General features: G+C 71.7%; 14 protein-coding genes. 10 read left to right on the top strand and 4 right to left on the bottom strand.

Annotated features, from left to right (window positions below; translation table 11 throughout):
- The 4 genes from ACJA3G_RS12595 to ACJA3G_RS12580 all read left to right on the top strand — a co-directional run.
- Positions 1-864, top strand: an 864-nt coding sequence (locus tag ACJA3G_RS12595; protein WP_406553027.1) for a cyclase family protein, incomplete at its 5' end; no start/stop codon positions are given.
- On the top strand, positions 861-2309 hold the full coding sequence (locus ACJA3G_RS12590) for an MmgE/PrpD family protein (RefSeq protein ID WP_406553026.1): 1449 nt from the start codon (positions 861-863) through the stop codon (positions 2307-2309). The genes ACJA3G_RS12595 and ACJA3G_RS12590, both read left to right, overlap by 4 nt.
- Positions 2310-2440: 131 nt before the next feature.
- Positions 2441-3433 carry a superoxide dismutase gene (locus ACJA3G_RS12585; protein ID WP_406553025.1) on the top strand — a complete coding sequence of 331 codons (993 nt, stop codon included), beginning with the start codon at positions 2441-2443 and terminating at the stop codon, positions 3431-3433.
- A gap of 164 nt (positions 3434-3597) precedes the next feature.
- A complete protein-coding gene (locus ACJA3G_RS12580) occupies positions 3598-4248 on the top strand; it encodes a DUF6629 family protein (RefSeq protein ID WP_406553024.1) in 651 nt (216 codons plus the stop codon).
- Here the strand turns inward: ACJA3G_RS12580 and ACJA3G_RS12575 are convergent.
- Positions 4245-4487 carry a hypothetical protein gene (locus ACJA3G_RS12575; RefSeq protein WP_406553023.1) on the bottom strand — a complete coding sequence of 81 codons (243 nt, stop codon included), beginning with the start codon at positions 4485-4487 and terminating at the stop codon, positions 4245-4247. The genes ACJA3G_RS12580 and ACJA3G_RS12575 overlap by 4 nt on opposite strands.
- A gap of 231 nt (positions 4488-4718) precedes the next feature.
- Here ACJA3G_RS12575 and ACJA3G_RS12570 point away from each other — a divergent pair, with 231 nt between their 5' ends.
- Positions 4719-5096: a hypothetical protein gene (locus ACJA3G_RS12570; protein ID WP_406553022.1), complete on the top strand. Its 378-nt coding sequence runs from the start codon at positions 4719-4721 to the stop codon at positions 5094-5096.
- Positions 5097-5207: 111 nt separating this feature from the next.
- Positions 5208-5471, top strand: a complete 264-nt coding sequence (locus tag ACJA3G_RS12565) for a GlsB/YeaQ/YmgE family stress response membrane protein (RefSeq protein ID WP_358836785.1) — start codon at positions 5208-5210, stop codon at positions 5469-5471.
- Positions 5472-5566: 95 nt separating this feature from the next.
- Here the strand turns inward: ACJA3G_RS12565 and ACJA3G_RS12560 are convergent, their stop codons facing one another.
- On the bottom strand, positions 5567-6091 hold the full coding sequence (locus ACJA3G_RS12560; RefSeq protein ID WP_406553021.1) for a MepB family protein: 525 nt from the start codon (positions 6089-6091) through the stop codon (positions 5567-5569).
- Between the two features lie 115 nt (positions 6092-6206).
- Between ACJA3G_RS12560 and ACJA3G_RS12555 the strand changes: the two genes are divergently transcribed.
- Complete coding sequence (locus ACJA3G_RS12555) at positions 6207-6893, top strand: class I SAM-dependent methyltransferase (protein ID WP_406553020.1); 687 nt, start codon at positions 6207-6209, stop codon at positions 6891-6893.
- A gap of 41 nt (positions 6894-6934) precedes the next feature.
- Here the strand turns inward: ACJA3G_RS12555 and ACJA3G_RS12550 are convergent, their stop codons facing one another.
- Positions 6935-7402 (bottom strand): MarR family winged helix-turn-helix transcriptional regulator, encoded by a 468-nt coding sequence (locus tag ACJA3G_RS12550; RefSeq protein ID WP_406553019.1) that lies wholly within the window; start codon positions 7400-7402, stop codon positions 6935-6937.
- Between the two features lie 356 nt (positions 7403-7758).
- Here ACJA3G_RS12550 and ACJA3G_RS12545 point away from each other — a divergent pair, with 356 nt between their 5' ends.
- Complete coding sequence (locus ACJA3G_RS12545) at positions 7759-8994, top strand: MFS transporter (RefSeq protein ID WP_406553018.1); 1236 nt, start codon at positions 7759-7761, stop codon at positions 8992-8994.
- Positions 8995-9070: 76 nt separating this feature from the next.
- On the opposite strand, the gene ACJA3G_RS12540 is transcribed toward ACJA3G_RS12545, so the two are convergent.
- The gene (locus ACJA3G_RS12540; protein ID WP_406553017.1) at positions 9071-9565 is read right to left on the bottom strand and encodes a MarR family winged helix-turn-helix transcriptional regulator; all 495 of its coding nucleotides are present in this window, start codon (positions 9563-9565) and stop codon (positions 9071-9073) included.
- 488 nt (positions 9566-10053) lie between these two features.
- On the opposite strand from ACJA3G_RS12540, the gene ACJA3G_RS12535 reads away from it, so the two are divergent.
- Both ACJA3G_RS12535 and ACJA3G_RS12530 read left to right on the top strand, forming a co-directional pair.
- Positions 10054-14643, top strand: a complete 4590-nt coding sequence (locus tag ACJA3G_RS12535) for a HAMP domain-containing protein (protein ID WP_406553016.1) — start codon at positions 10054-10056, stop codon at positions 14641-14643.
- A gap of 76 nt (positions 14644-14719) precedes the next feature.
- Positions 14720-15731, top strand: a 1012-nt coding sequence (locus tag ACJA3G_RS12530; RefSeq protein WP_406553015.1) for an ANTAR domain-containing protein, incomplete at its 3' end; no start/stop codon positions are given.

Raw genomic sequence — 15731 nt, 5'->3', positions numbered from 1 at the left:
ATGTCCGACGCCCCGCCGTCCCAGAACACCCCCACCGACCCGCTGCTGACAGCGATCAGCGCCGGGACGGACGTCCACGACCTCGCCCAGCCCCTGGAGAACGGCATGCCGTGCTCCCCCAACCACCCCGGCTTCCGTATGGCGCTGCTGCGCCGGCACGGCGACGGGGTACGGCCGGACGGCAGCTCGGCCGCCAACGAACTCATCGTCACCGGCGGCCATGTCGGCACCCACATCGACGCCCTCTCGCACGCCTCCCACCACGGCCGGCTGTTCGGCGGCCACGACGCCGCCGCGGCCCAGCAGGGCGGACGCTTCTCCGTCCACGGCATCGACACCGTGCCGCCCATGGTCTGCCGCGGCGTGCTCCTCGACATCGCCGCGGCCCACGGCACCGACGTCCTCGACCCCGGCTACGGCATCACCGCCGACGACCTGGAACAGGCCGCCCGGCGCGCGGGCGCCATGCCCGCCGAGAACGACGTGTGCCTGGTACGCACCGGCTGGGCCCGCCGGTGGAGCGACGCGGACGCCTACATCGGGCACACCACCGGCGTGCCCGGCCTCACGGTGGCCGCAGCCGCCTGGCTCGCCGACCGGGGCGTACGCGCCATCGGCGCCGACACCACCGCCGTCGAGCAGATCCCCGCGGGCGAGGGGCACGCGGTGCTGCCGGTGCACCGCATGCTGCTCGTCGACCGCGGCGTCCACCTCATCGAGCACATGAACCTGGAGACGCTGGCCGCGGCCGGCGCGGGCGAGTTCCTGTTCGTCCTCAGCCCCCTGAAGATCACCGGCGGTACCGGCTCCCCGGTGCGCCCCCTGGCGGTCCTCACCGCCTCCACCCCGGGGGAGAACCGATGACGACGACACCGGCCGCCGCGCCCCTGGTCCACCAACTCGCCGCGTTCGCCGTCGAGTCCCGCGACCGGGGCCTGGCGCCACGGCTGCGGGCCGAAGCCGCCGAACGACTCCTCGACTGCCTGGGCAACAGTCTCCTGGCCCGCGGCGAATCCGCCCCCGAGGCCGTCCTCACCGTCGCCCGGGCGTGGGGCAGCACCGGCGCGGCCCACGTCATCGGCTCCGCCGAGACGCTCGCCGCACCCGCCGCCGCCCTGGTCAACGGGACCTTGGCACACGCCATGGACTTCGACGACTCCCACATGCTGTCGGTGCTGCACCCCAGCGCCTCCGTGATCCCGGCCGCGCTCGCGGTCGCCGAGACCACCGGCGCCGAGGGGCCGCGGTTGCTCGACGCCATCACCGTCGGCACCGAAGTGTGCATCCGGCTCGGCCTCGCCGGCTACGACCCGGACCTCGGCAACTCCCTGTTCTTCGAACGCGGCCAGCACGCCACCTCCATCTGCGGCACCCTGGGCGCCGCCGTCGCCGCCGCGATGCTGCTCGGCGGCAGCGAGGACGTCATCGCCGCCGCGCTGGGCATCGCCGCGAGCACCGGCGCGGGCCTGCTGGAGGCCAACCGCACCGGCGGAACCGTCAAGCGCGTGCACTGCGGCTGGGCGGCCCAGGCGGGGGTGGCCGCCGCGCAGCTGGCCCAGGCCGGCATCACCGGCCCGCCCACCGTCCTGGAGGGGCGCTTCGGCTTCTTCCAGGCGTGGTGCGGTGACCGGGCCCGCCCTCAGGCCGTCCTCGACGGGCTCGGCGAACGCTGGGAGACCAGCGAGATCATCGTCAAGCCCTACCCGTGCAACCACTTCACCCACCCCGGCATCGACGCCGCCCTGCGCCTGCGGGCCCAGGGCGTCCGCGCCGAGGACGTCGTCGAGGGCGAACTGCGCGTCCCCTCGGCCATGCACCGCACGATCGGCGAGCCCCCGGCCGCCAAGGCCGCCCCCGCCACCGGTTACGCGGCGGCCTTCTCCGGCCCCTTCACCGTGGCCACCGCGCTCCACGGCGGCGGAGGACTCGGTGTCTGGTTCGACGACTTCACCGACGCCGCCGCCCACGACCCCGCCCGGCGCGCCCTCGCCGCCGTGATCCGCTGTGTGCCCGACCCGGCCCTCGACCGCCTCTTCCCCACCCGCCTTCCGGCCGTCCTGCGGGTACGCACCCGCGACGGACAGAGCCACGAGGTCCGCGTCGACACCAGCAAGGGCGGCCCGGACGCGCCACTGACCCGGGCGGAGAAGGAGCACAAGTTCCAGCTCTCGGCCGGCACGGCGCTGCCGCCGGAGCGCGCCGGGGAAGTACTCCGGGCCGTACGCGCGCTCCCCGACGGGGGAACCGCCGCGGACCTGCTGGCCCTCTGCGCCGCCACGGAACACGCGACGGCGTCACCGGTCGGCTGACCCGGTGGACCGTCGCAGCCGACCGCGACACCCCGGCTCCGCGCTGCCACCGAGAAGCCACTCATACCACCGTCCGCACCAGTGACGGACGGCAGAACACCGAGCAACCCACCGAGAGGAACCGCACCACCATGTCACTCAACGCCGGAACCCGGCTCCGCACCCGTCTGAACCGTCTCGCCGTGGGCGGCGCGGCGGTGCTGTGTGCCACCGTCCTCACCACCACGACCGCCCTGGCCGCCCCGGCGGTCCAGACCGCGGACACCCTTCCCGGGGACAAGGTCTACCCGGAGAGCCTCACCCAGGACGCCCTCACGGGCGACCTGTTCGTCTCCGCCTACGGCGACGGTTCGGTGCTGCGCGTGCCCGCCGGCAGCACCCGGGCCTCGGTCTTCCTCCCGGCCGGCACCGACGGGCGTGCCCACGCGGCCGGTGTGAAGGCCGACAGCCTCGGCCGACTGTGGGTCTCCGGCGGGACGGACCGTTCGGTCACCGTGTACGACGACACCACCGGCGTCCGCCTGGCCCGCTTCCACATCCCCTTCGCCTCCGGCGGCGTCAACGACCTCACGTTCGGCCCCGACGGCACCGCCTACCTCACCGACTCCTTCAACCCCGCCGTCTACAGAGTCACGCCGCGGCAGTTCGCCGCGGCCACCACCACCGACACACCGTTCGACATCTGGCGCGATCTCACCGGCACGCCGGCCGCCTACACCCAGCACACCGGTCTGAACCTCAACGGCATCGTGTACGTCGACGGCGGAGCCCTCCTGACGGCCAACACCACCACCGGCGCGCTCTACCGCATCGCCACCGACACCGGCGCCGTCACCGCGCTCCCCGGTATCTCCCTGACCAACTCGGACGGCCTGTTCTACCAGGACGGCACCCTCTGGGCCGCGCTCAACCGCACGAACACCCTGGTCCGTCTGAAGGTCTCGTACGGCGCCCGGACCGTCACCCAGGACGCCGTCTTCACCAGCCCCGACCTCCAGGTCCCCACCGCCGTCATCCGCTCCGGCGGTCACCTCCTGGTCGCCCGCTCCCAGTACGACAAGGGCGGCCCGTTCGGCGCGGGCACCCCCGTCCCCTTCACGGTCGCCGAGGTCGAAGGCTTCTGATCCACCCCACCGGCGTACCCGTGGCGGCCGGACCCGGGCGGCCCGTGGGCCACGGCCCAGGGAGGAGCGGATCTCGTCCCTCCCAGAAGGTGAACCCGGCGGGGACACCCCGCCGGGTTCGCGGTCCACGTCCGCCCGTGCCACCGGGGCCGTACCGTTGCGCTATGTGCTGGAGTGCGACAGCCGACCTCGTCGCGGGTACGGGCATCGCGGCCGTGGGGGTCGTCACGGTGTCCCTCGCGGCCCGGCGCCCCCGTGACCTGCCGCTGGCCGCGCTGCCGCTCCTGCTGGGGAGCCACCAGATCGTCGAGGCCGCGGTGTGGCACGCCGACGGCGGGACCGGCCCCGCCACCGTGGTCTGGGCCGTCATCGCGCTCCCACTCCTCGCGGTGTGGGTACCGGCGGCCGTGCTGTGCGCGGCGCCGCCGGGCGCCCGCCGCCGTCTGCTCATCCCCCTGGCGGCAGGCCTCGCGACGGCGACGGCACTCGCCTGGGCGCTGGCGACGCGCACGGTGACGGCCGAGATCCGCGGGCACACCGTCGGATACTCCCTGGGCCTGCCGCAGCCGGAACTGATCGTCGCGGGCTACCTCCTCGCCACGATCGGCTCCCTGCTCCTGTCCGGCGACCGGGGCCTGGTGCTGCTCGGTGTCCTGGTCGCCGTCGGCGCCACGGTGTCCGTCGTGCTGTGGCGGCAGGAGTACATCTCCACCTGGTGCGCGTCCGCGGCGGCGTGTTCGGTGGTCCTGGCGCTCTGGGCGGGAGGGCGTCGTCCACCGGTGACAGGGCCGCCGCGCCCCGCCGTCCGGGGTTAGCGCTTGGGCCGCTTGACCCATCCCTTGATCACCAGCTGGTCGCAGTGCCACTTGGCGTAACTCCGGGTCTCACCCTTGTGCTGGGCGGCCTTGATGCAGTCCGCGTACGGCCACGGCGGGCCGCTGTCGAGCCGCGGAGCAGCGGCGGGGGCGGCCGTGGGGATTCCGTGGGCGTGGGCCGGGCCTGCCAGTCCCAGGGCGGACATGGTCAGGACCGAGACAGCAATGATCTTCCTCATGGCCTGTGAACGAATTCCGCGCGCGATGGACACGCCCCTTCGCCGCGGTGACCGCTGTCCCGCCAGGACCTTCGCCCGGACGGACGCACCCGGTCCGCACCATGGGCACGAACAGATGTCCGGCGTCGGCTGCCCGGGCGCACCACGCGTCCGCTAGGGTTCCTGCCCGACGTGGCCGGGGCCGAGCGCGGCTGAAAACGTCCGGCCGGTGCCGGAGCAAGGAGGGGTGGCATGGACAGCATCGCGACGGTACTGCAGAAGGCACTGACGATCGGCGGGGCCACCGGGGTGGCCGTGGTCGACTTCCGGCAGCGCCGGGTCCTGGGCTCCCTCGACCGTGGCAGCGGGCTCGACATGGACAAGGTCGCCTACGGGGACAGCGACGTGATGCGCGCCAAGCTGTACACCCTGGAGCTCCTCGGCTACGCCCCCGACAGCGTCGAGGACATTCTCATCACCCTCGGCACCGAGCTCCATATGATCCGGCCGCTGCTGCGTCTGCGGGAGGGCGGCCTCTTCATCTACCTCGTCCTGGACCGCGAACGCGCGGTGCCCCTGGGCGAGGTCCGCGATGCACTCCGTGCCCTTGAGCCCCTTCTGGAACTGTAGGCACCCTGGCCCGGGCACCATGACGACCAGGGCATCTTCCGTGAAGACATGGCGTGTGAGCGCGCTCGCTGCGGGCATCCGACCAGCGAACGACTTCGAGGAAGGGACGGCATGGAGATCTCCGGCATCATCACCGCCATCATCATCGGCGCAATCATCGGCGTTCTGGGCCGCCTCGCCCTGCCCGGCCGCCAGCACACCGGCATCCTGTGGACCATTGCCGTCGGTATCATCGCCGCACTGATCGGTACCGCCATCGCCGCCGCTCTGGACGTGGCGGACACCAAGGGCATCGACTGGATCGAACTCGCCATCCAGATCGCACTCGCCGCGGTCGGTGTCGCCGCGGTCGAACGGATGAAGGGCCGCCGCTGACCGGCAGGCCAGGTTTCCCACGTCGGCCGCCCGGGGTTCCGCCCCGGGCGGCCGACGCGTATCCGCGCACCCCGTCCCCGGGTACAGAGGCCCTGCTACGGGTGGTAGAGGGTGTGGGCGCGTGACACGTCGACGGGGCTGTCCTCGTCGAGCGGCAGAAAGTGCTCCACCTGCCAGGCCTGCGTACCGCGCGCCTGGCGGTTGGTCGTCGTGACCCACGGCGGGTAGACACGAAAACCCCGCTTCCCACCGACACCGGCCCGCGACACGACCCCGCGCTCGCACAGCACGTCGCCCGGGAACACGAACTGGCCGAAGTGGCCGCTGTCGCGGCTGCTGATGACGAAGAGGCCGACCCCGTCGTCGGCGTCGAAGGGCCGGATCGGGCCTTGTGCGGATCGCTGCCACACCGTCACGAACTGACCCACCTTGGTCGGGGTGGTCCTGGCCACGCGGAACCGCACCGAAAGCCCGTCCACCGTGAACTCGTGAGCCGCGTACTCCGCGCTCTCGGGCTCGGGCACCGGCCGTGTGCAGACAAAGCCGCTCGGGTCGTACACCAGCCCCTTCGCCGCCATCAGGTCACCGGGAAGCCCCGACCAGGGCTGGTTGATCGTCACTCCGCCATCCTGCCATCACGCCGTCGCACCCTCCGGAACAGCAGCAGCAGTGATAATCTGCCCTGCTGTCAGATTGCCCGGAAGCCCTTCCCCGCGTGCGGAGGTACGAGCGCAGATGACCGACTGGGCGGAGTACTGGGACCGTCGTTACACCCACGGCGACATCGGCTGGACGTTCGCCCCTCATCCGCTGGCGGTCGCGGAGCTCGAACTGGTGGCGCCGGACGCGCCCGCGGATCCGGCCGTCCCTCGGCCCCGCGCTCTCGACCTGGGCGCGGGCGCCGGACGCCATACGCTGTGGCTCGCCCGTCGCGGTTGGGATGTGACCGCCGTGGACATCTCCGCGGTGGCCCTGGAGCGCACACGCCGGCAGGCCGAGGAGGCGGGGGTGGAGGTGGCGACCGTCCTCGCGGACCTGGCCTCCTACGAGCCGCCGCGGGACGTCTTCGACCTCGCGCTCATCACGTACGTACATATCGAACCGGCACAGCGGGCGACGCTGCTGGCCCGCGCGGCCAGGGCGCTGGCTCCGGGCGGACGGCTGGTGATCGTGGGCCACCATCTCGACAACCTCGGCAGGGGGCTCGAAGGCCCGTCCGATCCGGAGCGGATGTACACCCCGGAACGGCTCCGCGCCGAGCTGCCGGATCTCCGTGTCGAGCGCGCCGCGCGGGTGGCGCACACCGTCCCCACGTCGGCCGGCGAGCGCGAGGCGTACGCCACCGTGATCCGAGCCAGCCGGCCGGGGCGTGGGGCGCGGACCCCCGGGCGGAACGGACGCGGCGACGGAAGCCGTGGTTGACGGGCGGCGGCTCCCCTCGCCCGTCCGCCCGGCCACCGCCCTCACAAGCCGGTCCGGCACACCACGAGACGTACCAGGAGTGTCCGCAGGGCTTCGCGTTCCTCGGCCGACAGGGGGTGCAGGAACTCGCGGTGGACTCCGGCCAGTACCTCCTGCGCCTCCCGCAGCCGGAGCAGTCCCCGCTCGGTCGGGTGCAACGCCACGGTCCGGCGGTCGGGCCCGCGTCGGCGCTCCATCAGGCATGCCCCCTCCATCTTGTCGACCAGGGAGACGATGGTCATCCGGTGGATGCGGAGCCTCTCGCCCACCGCCCGCTGACTGAGTCCGGGCTCGGCCGCGACGACGTCCAGCACGTCGAATTGACGCATCGTCACCTGAAGTGGTGACAGATCGCGTTCGACGAAGCCCATGACCGTCTGCGCGGCCCGGCACAACAGGAAGCCGTGCCCTCGCTGAAGCCCCTCGACCGCGGGCGGATCCGTGACGCCGGGTTCCTCGTTCACAGCCATTCCTCCGGCTCCCTCCGGTGAGCGCCAGGTGCAGCGCACGGTCTGCCCCAGAGCACCTGACGGGCCGGCGGGCGCGTCCTCACGCCTCGGGTCCGACAGCGGCACTGACTGTCTTTCAGACAGAAGACCGCTGACTTTGAGACACGTCAAGCCTTCAACGACGGTCCATGCGGGCCAGTTGGCGCGTACGAAGCGCCGCGCCCGCGTTGACGATTCCAGCCAGCCGCCCCCACTGGCCCATCAGATTCTCTGACTATCAGCGCCAGTGACGAATTGGCCTTCCGGCCGCCATGGAGGCGCGGGTGCAACGCGAGAACCGCAGCCCGTCAGCAGACCACCCGACCGGAGGGAAGGCCGTGAGCAAGCGGACCACCGACGCCCAGGACATGCGGCTGATCTACGCCGGCTCCTTCCTCGGCAACTTCGACCGCATCGTGATCACCCCGCTGCTGCTGCCCGCGTCCAAGGGCCTGGGCGTCAGCCTCTCCTCCGTCACGATCGCCCTCACCGCGTATCTGCTCCTGTTCGGTCTGATGCAGCCCATCCACGGTCTCGTATCCGACGTGTACGGGCGCGTACCGGTCATGCGGGTGGCCCTGCTGGGCATGTGCGTGGCCGACCTGGTGTCCGCCCTCGCCCCCAACCTGGGCGTACTCATCCTCGGACGCGCGCTCGCGGGCGCGTCGGCGGCGGCCCTGCTGCCGGTGATGGTCGCGTACGTGGGCGACCGGCTGCCCTTCGCCCAGCGCCAGCGGACCGTGGCGAGCGTGCTCGCGGCCGGGGCGGTCGGCACGGCCGCCGCGACCGTGGTGGCGGGTGTGTTCACCCATCTGTGGAACTGGCGCGCCGCGATCCTGCTGGTGGCGATCTGCTCGCCGCTGCTCGTCCTCGCCTTCGGCCGCCTGCCGGAGGCATCGGCCCCGGCGCCCAGCGGCACGAGCGTCTCGGCCCGCCTCGGCATGGTGTTCCGTATCGGCTGGTTCCGCTTCCTGGTGGCCTTCGCGCTCTTCGAGGGCGCGGCCATGCTGGGTTTCTTCAACTTCCTCAATACGGCGCTGCAGTCGGGCGGCCACAGCGTCGTGTACGCGGGCCTCGTCACCGGCAGCTACGGGCTGGCCGCGGTGGTCGGCGGCGTGGCGGTACGCGTCCTGGGCCGGCGGGTGCCGGCGGCGACCCACGTCGCCGTCGGCAGCGCACTGCTCGGCCTGGGCTACCTGGTGTGCGTGCCCACCCAGTCGATGCTGACCGTGCTGACGGCCAGTGTGCTGTCCGGCCTCGCCTTCGCCCTGGTGCAGTCCACCGTGCAGACGTGGGGAACGGAGGTCGCGCCGCCGCAGGTACGGGGCATCGCCACATCCCTGGTGGCCTGCGCGGTGTACACCGGGGCGGCGCTCAGTACGTATCTGGTGAGCGGACTGGCGGACGACAAGCACTTCGGCACGCTCTTCGCGATCGCCGCGGCGGTGACCCTGCCCGTCGCCCTGGTCGGCCCGGTCGCCCGCGCACGGTTCTCGGCGTCCCTGGCCCTGCGGCAGGACCAGCCCGTCCCCGCCGAGCCGCCGACGGCACGTCCGACGAAGCAGACACCGTAGCGCCGCGGCCGGAGCACAGGCCGCCGCCCAGCCCCACCTCGTCCCCGGCGCCGACCACGCCAACGTCGGAACTCGGCTACGCGGAGCGCACCACCTGTTCGTCGGTGAGCAGCTCCAGGTGTACGTCCAGGGCCAGCCGGAGGGCCTCGACTCCCTCGGTCAGTGCCGTGCGCGGAGCCGGGGCGATCGCGTCGAGCACGTCCGTCAGGGCGTCTTCCCGCCGGTCCCGCAGGTCCTTCAGGTGCGCGGTGGCGTGCGGGGTGAGGCGGAGCCGGATCTCCCTGCGGCTGCGCGGGCTCGGCAGCCGCTCGACGAATCCCATCGCCTCCAGCCGGGCGCACAGGCGGCTCAACGCGGACGAGGCGGAGCCGAGGGTGTGGGACAGGTCCCGCAGGTTCGAGCCGGCGCTGCGCTCCAGGGCGTACAGGACGCGCAGCTGCGAGGGGGAGACCAGGACCGGGGAGCCGGCGTGCGCCTCCCGCTCCCACAGGAGGGCGACGTCCTCCATGACCGCGCACAGGACGCGGACGACATCGCGGGAACGGGGTGACGTGGGCGCTTGGTGACTCATGCTTGCTCCGATGCCTGTCCGCGCCGGCGATCACCAGGTGATCACCGCGGCCATCCGCGCTCGGCGCGCGGACCATTGTCGCGTCCTCAACCTCGGGCACAAAGTCTCCGCACCGCTGGACGGCCCTCCATCGGGTGGCACATGCCTGCCGTCGCGTCCATCACCGTTGGCTTTATGGGGCGTAGCCGGGCGTTTCGCCCAACCGGGCAGGGCGTGAGGGAAAAGTGTGGTCCAGGTCACGGAAGGTGAGGTGATTCGACTCCTGGGAAAGGGGCAAACGGGGCTGGTCACAAACGCGCTCCGCCGTTTTCACCACCGGTCACAAGAACCTCTTGGATCACCTTCCCACTTATGGGCGGCGGGTATCGTTGTACACAGTTTCCTCACGGAAACAGTCGGGGGTTCGCCGGTGTGTGAAGGTTCAGCGCCGGTACGGCTCTACGGCAGCCCACACCATGTCGTACCGCCAGCGTTGGAACGAGGTTGTCATGCCTGAGACGTCAGTTGAGACGTCACGCCCGGTGACCCGGGCCAAGTCGCCGCGTGCCGCCGCGAAGGTCGGCGAGCCGGAGCTGCGTCAGCTGCTCGCCGGACTCACAGCCGTACGCGACGGCGATTTCGGCACCCGGCTGCCGGACGACGCGGACGGGCTGCTCGGGGAGATCGCCACCGTCTTCAACGGCATGGTCGACCAGCTGTCCCTGTTCACCTCCGAGGTGACCCGGGTGGCGCGCGAGGTGGGCACCGAGGGAACACTCGGCGGCCAGGCGGACGTGCCGGGGGTGTCCGGCACCTGGGCGGACCTGACCGACTCGGTCAACGCCATGGCGGGCAACCTCACCACCCAGGTCCGCGACATCGCCCAGGTGGCGACGGCGGTGGCCCGGGGTGATCTGTCGCAGAAGATCGACGTGGACGCGCGCGGCGAGATCCTGGAGCTGAAGGACACCGTCAACACGATGGTCGACCAGCTCTCCTCGTTCGCCGCCGAGGTCACCCGCGTCGCCCGCGAAGTGGGCAGCGAGGGACGGCTCGGCGGTCAGGCCCAGGTGCCCGGTGTCGGCGGGGTGTGGCGCGATCTGACCGACTCGGTCAACTTCATGGCGGGCAATCTGACCGACCAGGTCCGCAATATCGCCCAGGTGACGACCGCGGTCGCCCAGGGCGATCTGTCGCAGAAGATCACGGTGAACGCGCGCGGCGAGATCCTGGAACTGAAGAACACCATCAACACGATGGTCGACCAGCTCTCGGCCTTCGCCGACGAAGTCACCCGCGTCGCCCGCGAGGTCGGCACCGAAGGCAGTCTGGGCGGACAGGCCGACGTCAAGGGCGTCAAGGGCACCTGGCGGGATCTGACCGACTCGGTGAACTTCATGGCCGGCAACTTGACGGCCCAGGTGCGCTCCATCGCCCAAGTGGCCACCGCCGTGGCCAAGGGCGACCTCTCCCAGAAGATCGGCGTGGACGCGCGCGGCGAGATCCTGGAACTCAAGAACACCATCAACACGATGGTCGACCAGCTCTCCGCCTTCGCCGACGAGGTCACCCGGGTGGCCCGTGAGGTCGGCACCGAGGGACGGCTCGGCGGGCAGGCCGACGTCAAGGGCGTCTCCGGTACCTGGAAGGACCTGACCGAGTCCGTCAACGTCATGGCGGACAACATCACCGCCCAGGTCCGCTCCATCGCCGAGGTCACCACCGCGGTCGCGCAGGGCGACCTCTCCCAGAAGATCCGGGTGGATGCCCGGGGCGAGATCCTGGAGCTCAAGGACACCATCAACACGATGGTCGACCAACTCTCGGCCTTCGCCGACGAGGTCACCCGGGTCGCCCGCGAGGTCGGCACCGAGGGCAATCTCGGCGGCCAGGCGACGGTACGGGGGGTCTCCGGCACCTGGAAGGACCTCACCGACAACGTCAACGTCATGGCCTCGAACCTGACGGGCCAGGTCCGCTCGATCGCCCAGGTGGCCACCGCGGTGGCGCGCGGCGATCTCTCGCAGAAGATCACCGTCGAGGCCAAGGGCGAGGTCGCGGCCCTCGCCGGCGTGATCAACACCATGGTCGACACCCTGTCCGCGTTCGCCGACGAGGTCACCCGGGTGGCCCGTGAGGTCGGCACCGAGGGACGGCTCGGCGGCCAGGCGCGGGTGCCCAACGTCGCCGGCACCTGGAAGGACCTCACGGACAACGTCAACTCGATGGCGAACAACCTCACCGGCCAGGTCCGCAACATCGCGCAGGTGACGACCGCCGTCGCCAACGGCGATCTGACGAAGAAGATCGACGTCGACGCCCGCGGCGAGATCCTGGAGCTCAAGACCACCATCAACACGATGGTCGACCAGCTCTCCTCGTTCGCCGCCGAGGTCACCCGCGTCGCCCGCGAAGTGGGCAGCGAGGGACGGCTCGGCGGCCAGGCCGAGGTCGAGGGCCTCTCCGGCACCTGGAAGCGGCTGACGGAGAACGTGAACGAGCTCGCCGGGAACCTCACCCGGCAGGTCCGTGCGATCGCCGAGGTGGCCAGCGCCGTCGCCGAGGGCGACCTGACCCGCTCGATCACGGTCGAGGCCTCCGGCGAGGTCGCCGAGCTCAAGGACAACATCAACGCCATGGTCGGCTCCCTGCGCGAGACGACCCGGACCAACCAGGAGCAGGACTGGCTGAAGTCCAGCCTGGCCCACATCTCCGGGCTCATGCAGGGCCACCGGGACCTCGCGGTGGTGGCCGAGCTGGTCATGGACGAGCTGACTCCGCTGGTCTCCGCGCAGTACGGCGCCTTCTACCTCGCCGAAGAGACCGCGGGCGGCACCGAGCTGACGCTCGTCGGCTCCTACGGCCGGCCCGTCGGCCTCACCGGCCACGACCGGTTCAAGCCCGGCGAGTCGCTGGTCGGGCAGGCGGCACGCAGCCGTCGCGTCATCGCCGCCGACGGCGTCCCCGCCGAGTACATCGGTATCTCCAGCGGTCTGGGCACGGCGTCGCCCGGCGGTCTCATCATCCTGCCCATCGTGGTGGAGGAGCAGGTGCTCGGCGTGATCGAGCTGGCCGCCTTCACCCCGTTCACGCCCATCCACCGCGACTTCCTCGACCGGCTCATGGAGACGCTCGGCGCGAACGTCAACACCATCCTGGCCAACGCGCGCACCGACGAACTGCTGGACGAGTCCCAGCGTCTGGCCGGGGAGCTCCAGGCCCGCTCCGAGGAGCTCCAGGTCCAGCAGGAGGAGCTCCAGCGCTCCAACGCGGAGCTGGAGGACAAGGCCCAGCTCCTCGCCGCCCAGAACCGTGACATCGAGGCGAAGAACCTGGAGATCGAACAGGCGCGCCAGGAGCTGGAGGACCGCGCGCAGCAGCTCTCCCTGGCCTCGAAGTACAAGTCGGAGTTCCTGGCCAACATGAGCCACGAGCTGCGCACCCCGCTCAACAGCCTGCTGATCCTGGCCCAGTTGCTGGCGCAGAACCACACCCGCAACCTCACCCCGAAGCAGGTCGAGTACGCGGGCATCATCCACTCGGCGGGCTCGGACCTGCTCCAGCTGATCAACGACATCCTGGACCTGTCGAAGGTCGAGGCGGGCAAGATGGACATCAACCCCGAGCGGGTCCCGATGCGTCCCCTGCTGAACGACATCGAGGCCACGTTCCGGCCGATGACCACGCAGAAGAGCCTCGGGTTCACCATCACCACCGCTCCGGGTGTGCCGGTGGAGCTGTTCACGGACGACTCGCGGCTGCGGCAGGTGCTGCGCAACCTCATCTCGAACGCGGTGAAGTTCACCGAGTACGGCAGTGTCGAGCTGGCCATCGAGCTGGCCCAGGACGGAGAGATCCCCGCGAGCGTGCACCCGGGCGGCCCGGTGGTGGCCTTCCGGGTGAGGGACACCGGTATCGGTATCGCGGCCCAGCATCTGGAGGCCATCTTCGGCGCGTTCCAGCAGGCCGACGGCACGACCAGCCGCAAGCACGGCGGTACGGGCCTGGGGCTGTCCATCAGCCGCGAGATGGCCCATCTGCTCGGTGGCGCCATCACCGCGCAGAGCACACCGGAGGTGGGCAGCACGTTCACGCTCTACCTGCCGGCCTCGTCCACCGACCTGATCGCGCAGGTGACCGGCAGCGACGCGCTGACCGCCGCCGAGGACGCGGTGAAGGGCCTGCCGTCGGCCGAGCAGCGGCAGCTGCCCCCGGCCGCGGCGGACGTGCCCGCGCGCCGTTCCCGGCGGCTGCTGGTGATCGAGGACCGTCAGCGCGGTCTGCTCTCGCTGGTCGCCGAGAGCGCGGTCGCCAACCTGGAGAACAGCCCGGAGCTGCCGGGCGAGCACAGCCACGAGGTCATCACCGTGGTGGGCGCGCAGGAGGCCGCCGCGGCCCTCGCCGCCGATCCCTTCCACTGCGTCGTCCTCGACGTCGACATGGCGAACAGCGAGGCGTGGACGTTCCTGGACGCCATGGACGGCGACGCCGCCCTGCGTCAGGTGCCCGTACTGGCCCACAACAGCCAGCGGCTGAACGCGGACCAGGAGCACGCCTTGCAGGAGCGGGCCGCCGAGCGCCCGCTGGAGGTCCTCTCCAGCCTGGACGAACTGCGCGAGCGCATCGTGCTGCATCTCTCCGCCGAACAGCCCGGCGATGTCATCGCGCTGGTCAGAGGGGACAGGCCGCGCCATCAGGAGGTCGACGGCGTAGACGAGACCCTCAAGGGCCGCACGGTGCTCGTCGTCGACGACGACGCCCGCAACCTCTACGCCATCAGCGGCATCCTGGAACTGCACGGGATCCACGTCCTGCACGCGGAGGACGGCCGCAAGGGCATCGACTCACTGTGCGCCCATCCCGAGGTCGACCTGATCCTGATGGACGTGATGATGCCCGAGATGGACGGCTACGCGGCGACGACGGAGATCCGCCAGATGCCGGACTACGTGGATCTGCCGATCATCACCGTCACCGCCAAGGCGATGCCGGGCGACCGGGACAAGAGCCTCGCCTCCGGCGCCAGCGACTACATCACCAAGCCCGTGGACGCCGACGACCTCCTGGCGTGCATCCGGCACTGGCTCGGTGACAAGTGACGTCCGCCCCGGGCCGCCGGGCCGCATCCCGGCCTCTTCGTCCGTCCGCCGTTGACACCAAGGAGACCCTCGCGCCATGAGTGTCAGCGAGCACGCCGGGGGCCACGCCGAGCCCGGCACCGGTGAGGGCGCGTCCTCCGGCCACGACGCGCCTTCCGCGCCGGGCGGACAGCCGGTGGCGGCGCCGCAGCCGGCCGCCGCGTCCGCCCAGGTGGCCGTGCCGGCCCAGAAGGGCGCGCGAAACGCGGACGGGCAGCCGTCGCGGGCGGTCGCCGGGACCGCGTCGTGGCGACCGCCCGCGCCCGCCGCGGCCACGGGCCAGGAAGGTACCGAGGCCGTGGGCAGGCTGGCCGCCACCGTGGCGCGGCTGCGCGCCGAGGTGCAGGCCGCACGAGCCGCCGTGGAGGGCCGCGCCCTGGTCGAACTCGCCAAGGGCGTCATGATCGAGCGGCTGCACTGCGGGCCCGCACAGGCCGCCCGGCAACTCGCCGAGCTGGCCGAACAGGCGGGCATGTCCGAACTGGAACTGGCCGCCGACATCATCAACGAAGCCGCACGCGACCAGGTCGCCCAGGTCGCCGCCGACTTCGTACGCCGCACGGCCTCCGAGACCGACGCCGACAGCGCCGCGTCCGTGGCCGTACGGCTGCGGACCGCGGAGAGCGCGGCGCTGGCCGCCGACGACACCCAGGCGGTCGCGGAGTCGCTGCTGCAACACGCGCTGGCTCCGCTGGACGCCGTGGCCGTGGCCGTGTGGACCGCGGGCCGCGACGGCTCCCTCATGCTCAGCGGCCACGCCGGCTTCAGCAGGGAGGAAGCCGAGCGGTGGCGCTACGTACCGCCGGGCGTGGCGACCGTGGCCCGGCAGGCCCTGGCGAGCCGCAGCACGGTACACCTGGAGTCCGTCGCGTCGATGCCGTCGATCGGCCAGCCCGACTGTCCCGAGGGCGGCCGGGTCGCCATCTGCGCCGGCACCGGCGGCCGTATCCACGGCGTGCTGGAGATCTGCTGGCCGCGGCCCCTCCCCCCGCTCCCCCAGGCGGTCGAGCGGCAGCTTGAGGCGCTGGCCGAGCTGTGCGCCCACACCC

It is taken from the genome of Streptomyces sp. YS-3 (assembly GCF_045257485.1).
Taxonomy (GTDB): domain Bacteria; phylum Actinomycetota; class Actinomycetes; order Streptomycetales; family Streptomycetaceae; genus Streptomyces.
Note: the sequence above shows the minus strand (reverse complement) of the source record. Positions and strands in the feature narration are given on the sequence as shown.

Bases quoted from the DNA above. Each gene is read 5' to 3' on its own strand.
- ACJA3G_RS12565 (WP_358836785.1), top strand. From the start codon at position 5,208: ATGGAGATCTCCGGCATCATCACCGCCATCATCATCGGCGCAATCATC.
- ACJA3G_RS12550 (WP_406553019.1), bottom strand. From the start codon at position 7,402: ATGGCTGTGAACGAGGAACCCGGCGTCACGGATCCGCCCGCGGTCGAG.
- ACJA3G_RS12535 (WP_406553016.1), top strand. From the start codon at position 10,054: ATGCCTGAGACGTCAGTTGAGACGTCACGCCCGGTGACCCGGGCCAAG.
- ACJA3G_RS12590 (WP_406553026.1), top strand. From the start codon at position 861: ATGACGACGACACCGGCCGCCGCGCCCCTGGTCCACCAACTCGCCGCG.
- ACJA3G_RS12585 (WP_406553025.1), top strand. From the start codon at position 2,441: ATGTCACTCAACGCCGGAACCCGGCTCCGCACCCGTCTGAACCGTCTC.
- ACJA3G_RS12580 (WP_406553024.1), top strand. From the start codon at position 3,598: ATGTGCTGGAGTGCGACAGCCGACCTCGTCGCGGGTACGGGCATCGCG.
- ACJA3G_RS12575 (WP_406553023.1), bottom strand. From the start codon at position 4,487: ATGAGGAAGATCATTGCTGTCTCGGTCCTGACCATGTCCGCCCTGGGA.
- ACJA3G_RS12555 (WP_406553020.1), top strand. From the start codon at position 6,207: ATGACCGACTGGGCGGAGTACTGGGACCGTCGTTACACCCACGGCGAC.
- ACJA3G_RS12570 (WP_406553022.1), top strand. From the start codon at position 4,719: ATGGACAGCATCGCGACGGTACTGCAGAAGGCACTGACGATCGGCGGG.
- ACJA3G_RS12540 (WP_406553017.1), bottom strand. From the start codon at position 9,565: ATGAGTCACCAAGCGCCCACGTCACCCCGTTCCCGCGATGTCGTCCGC.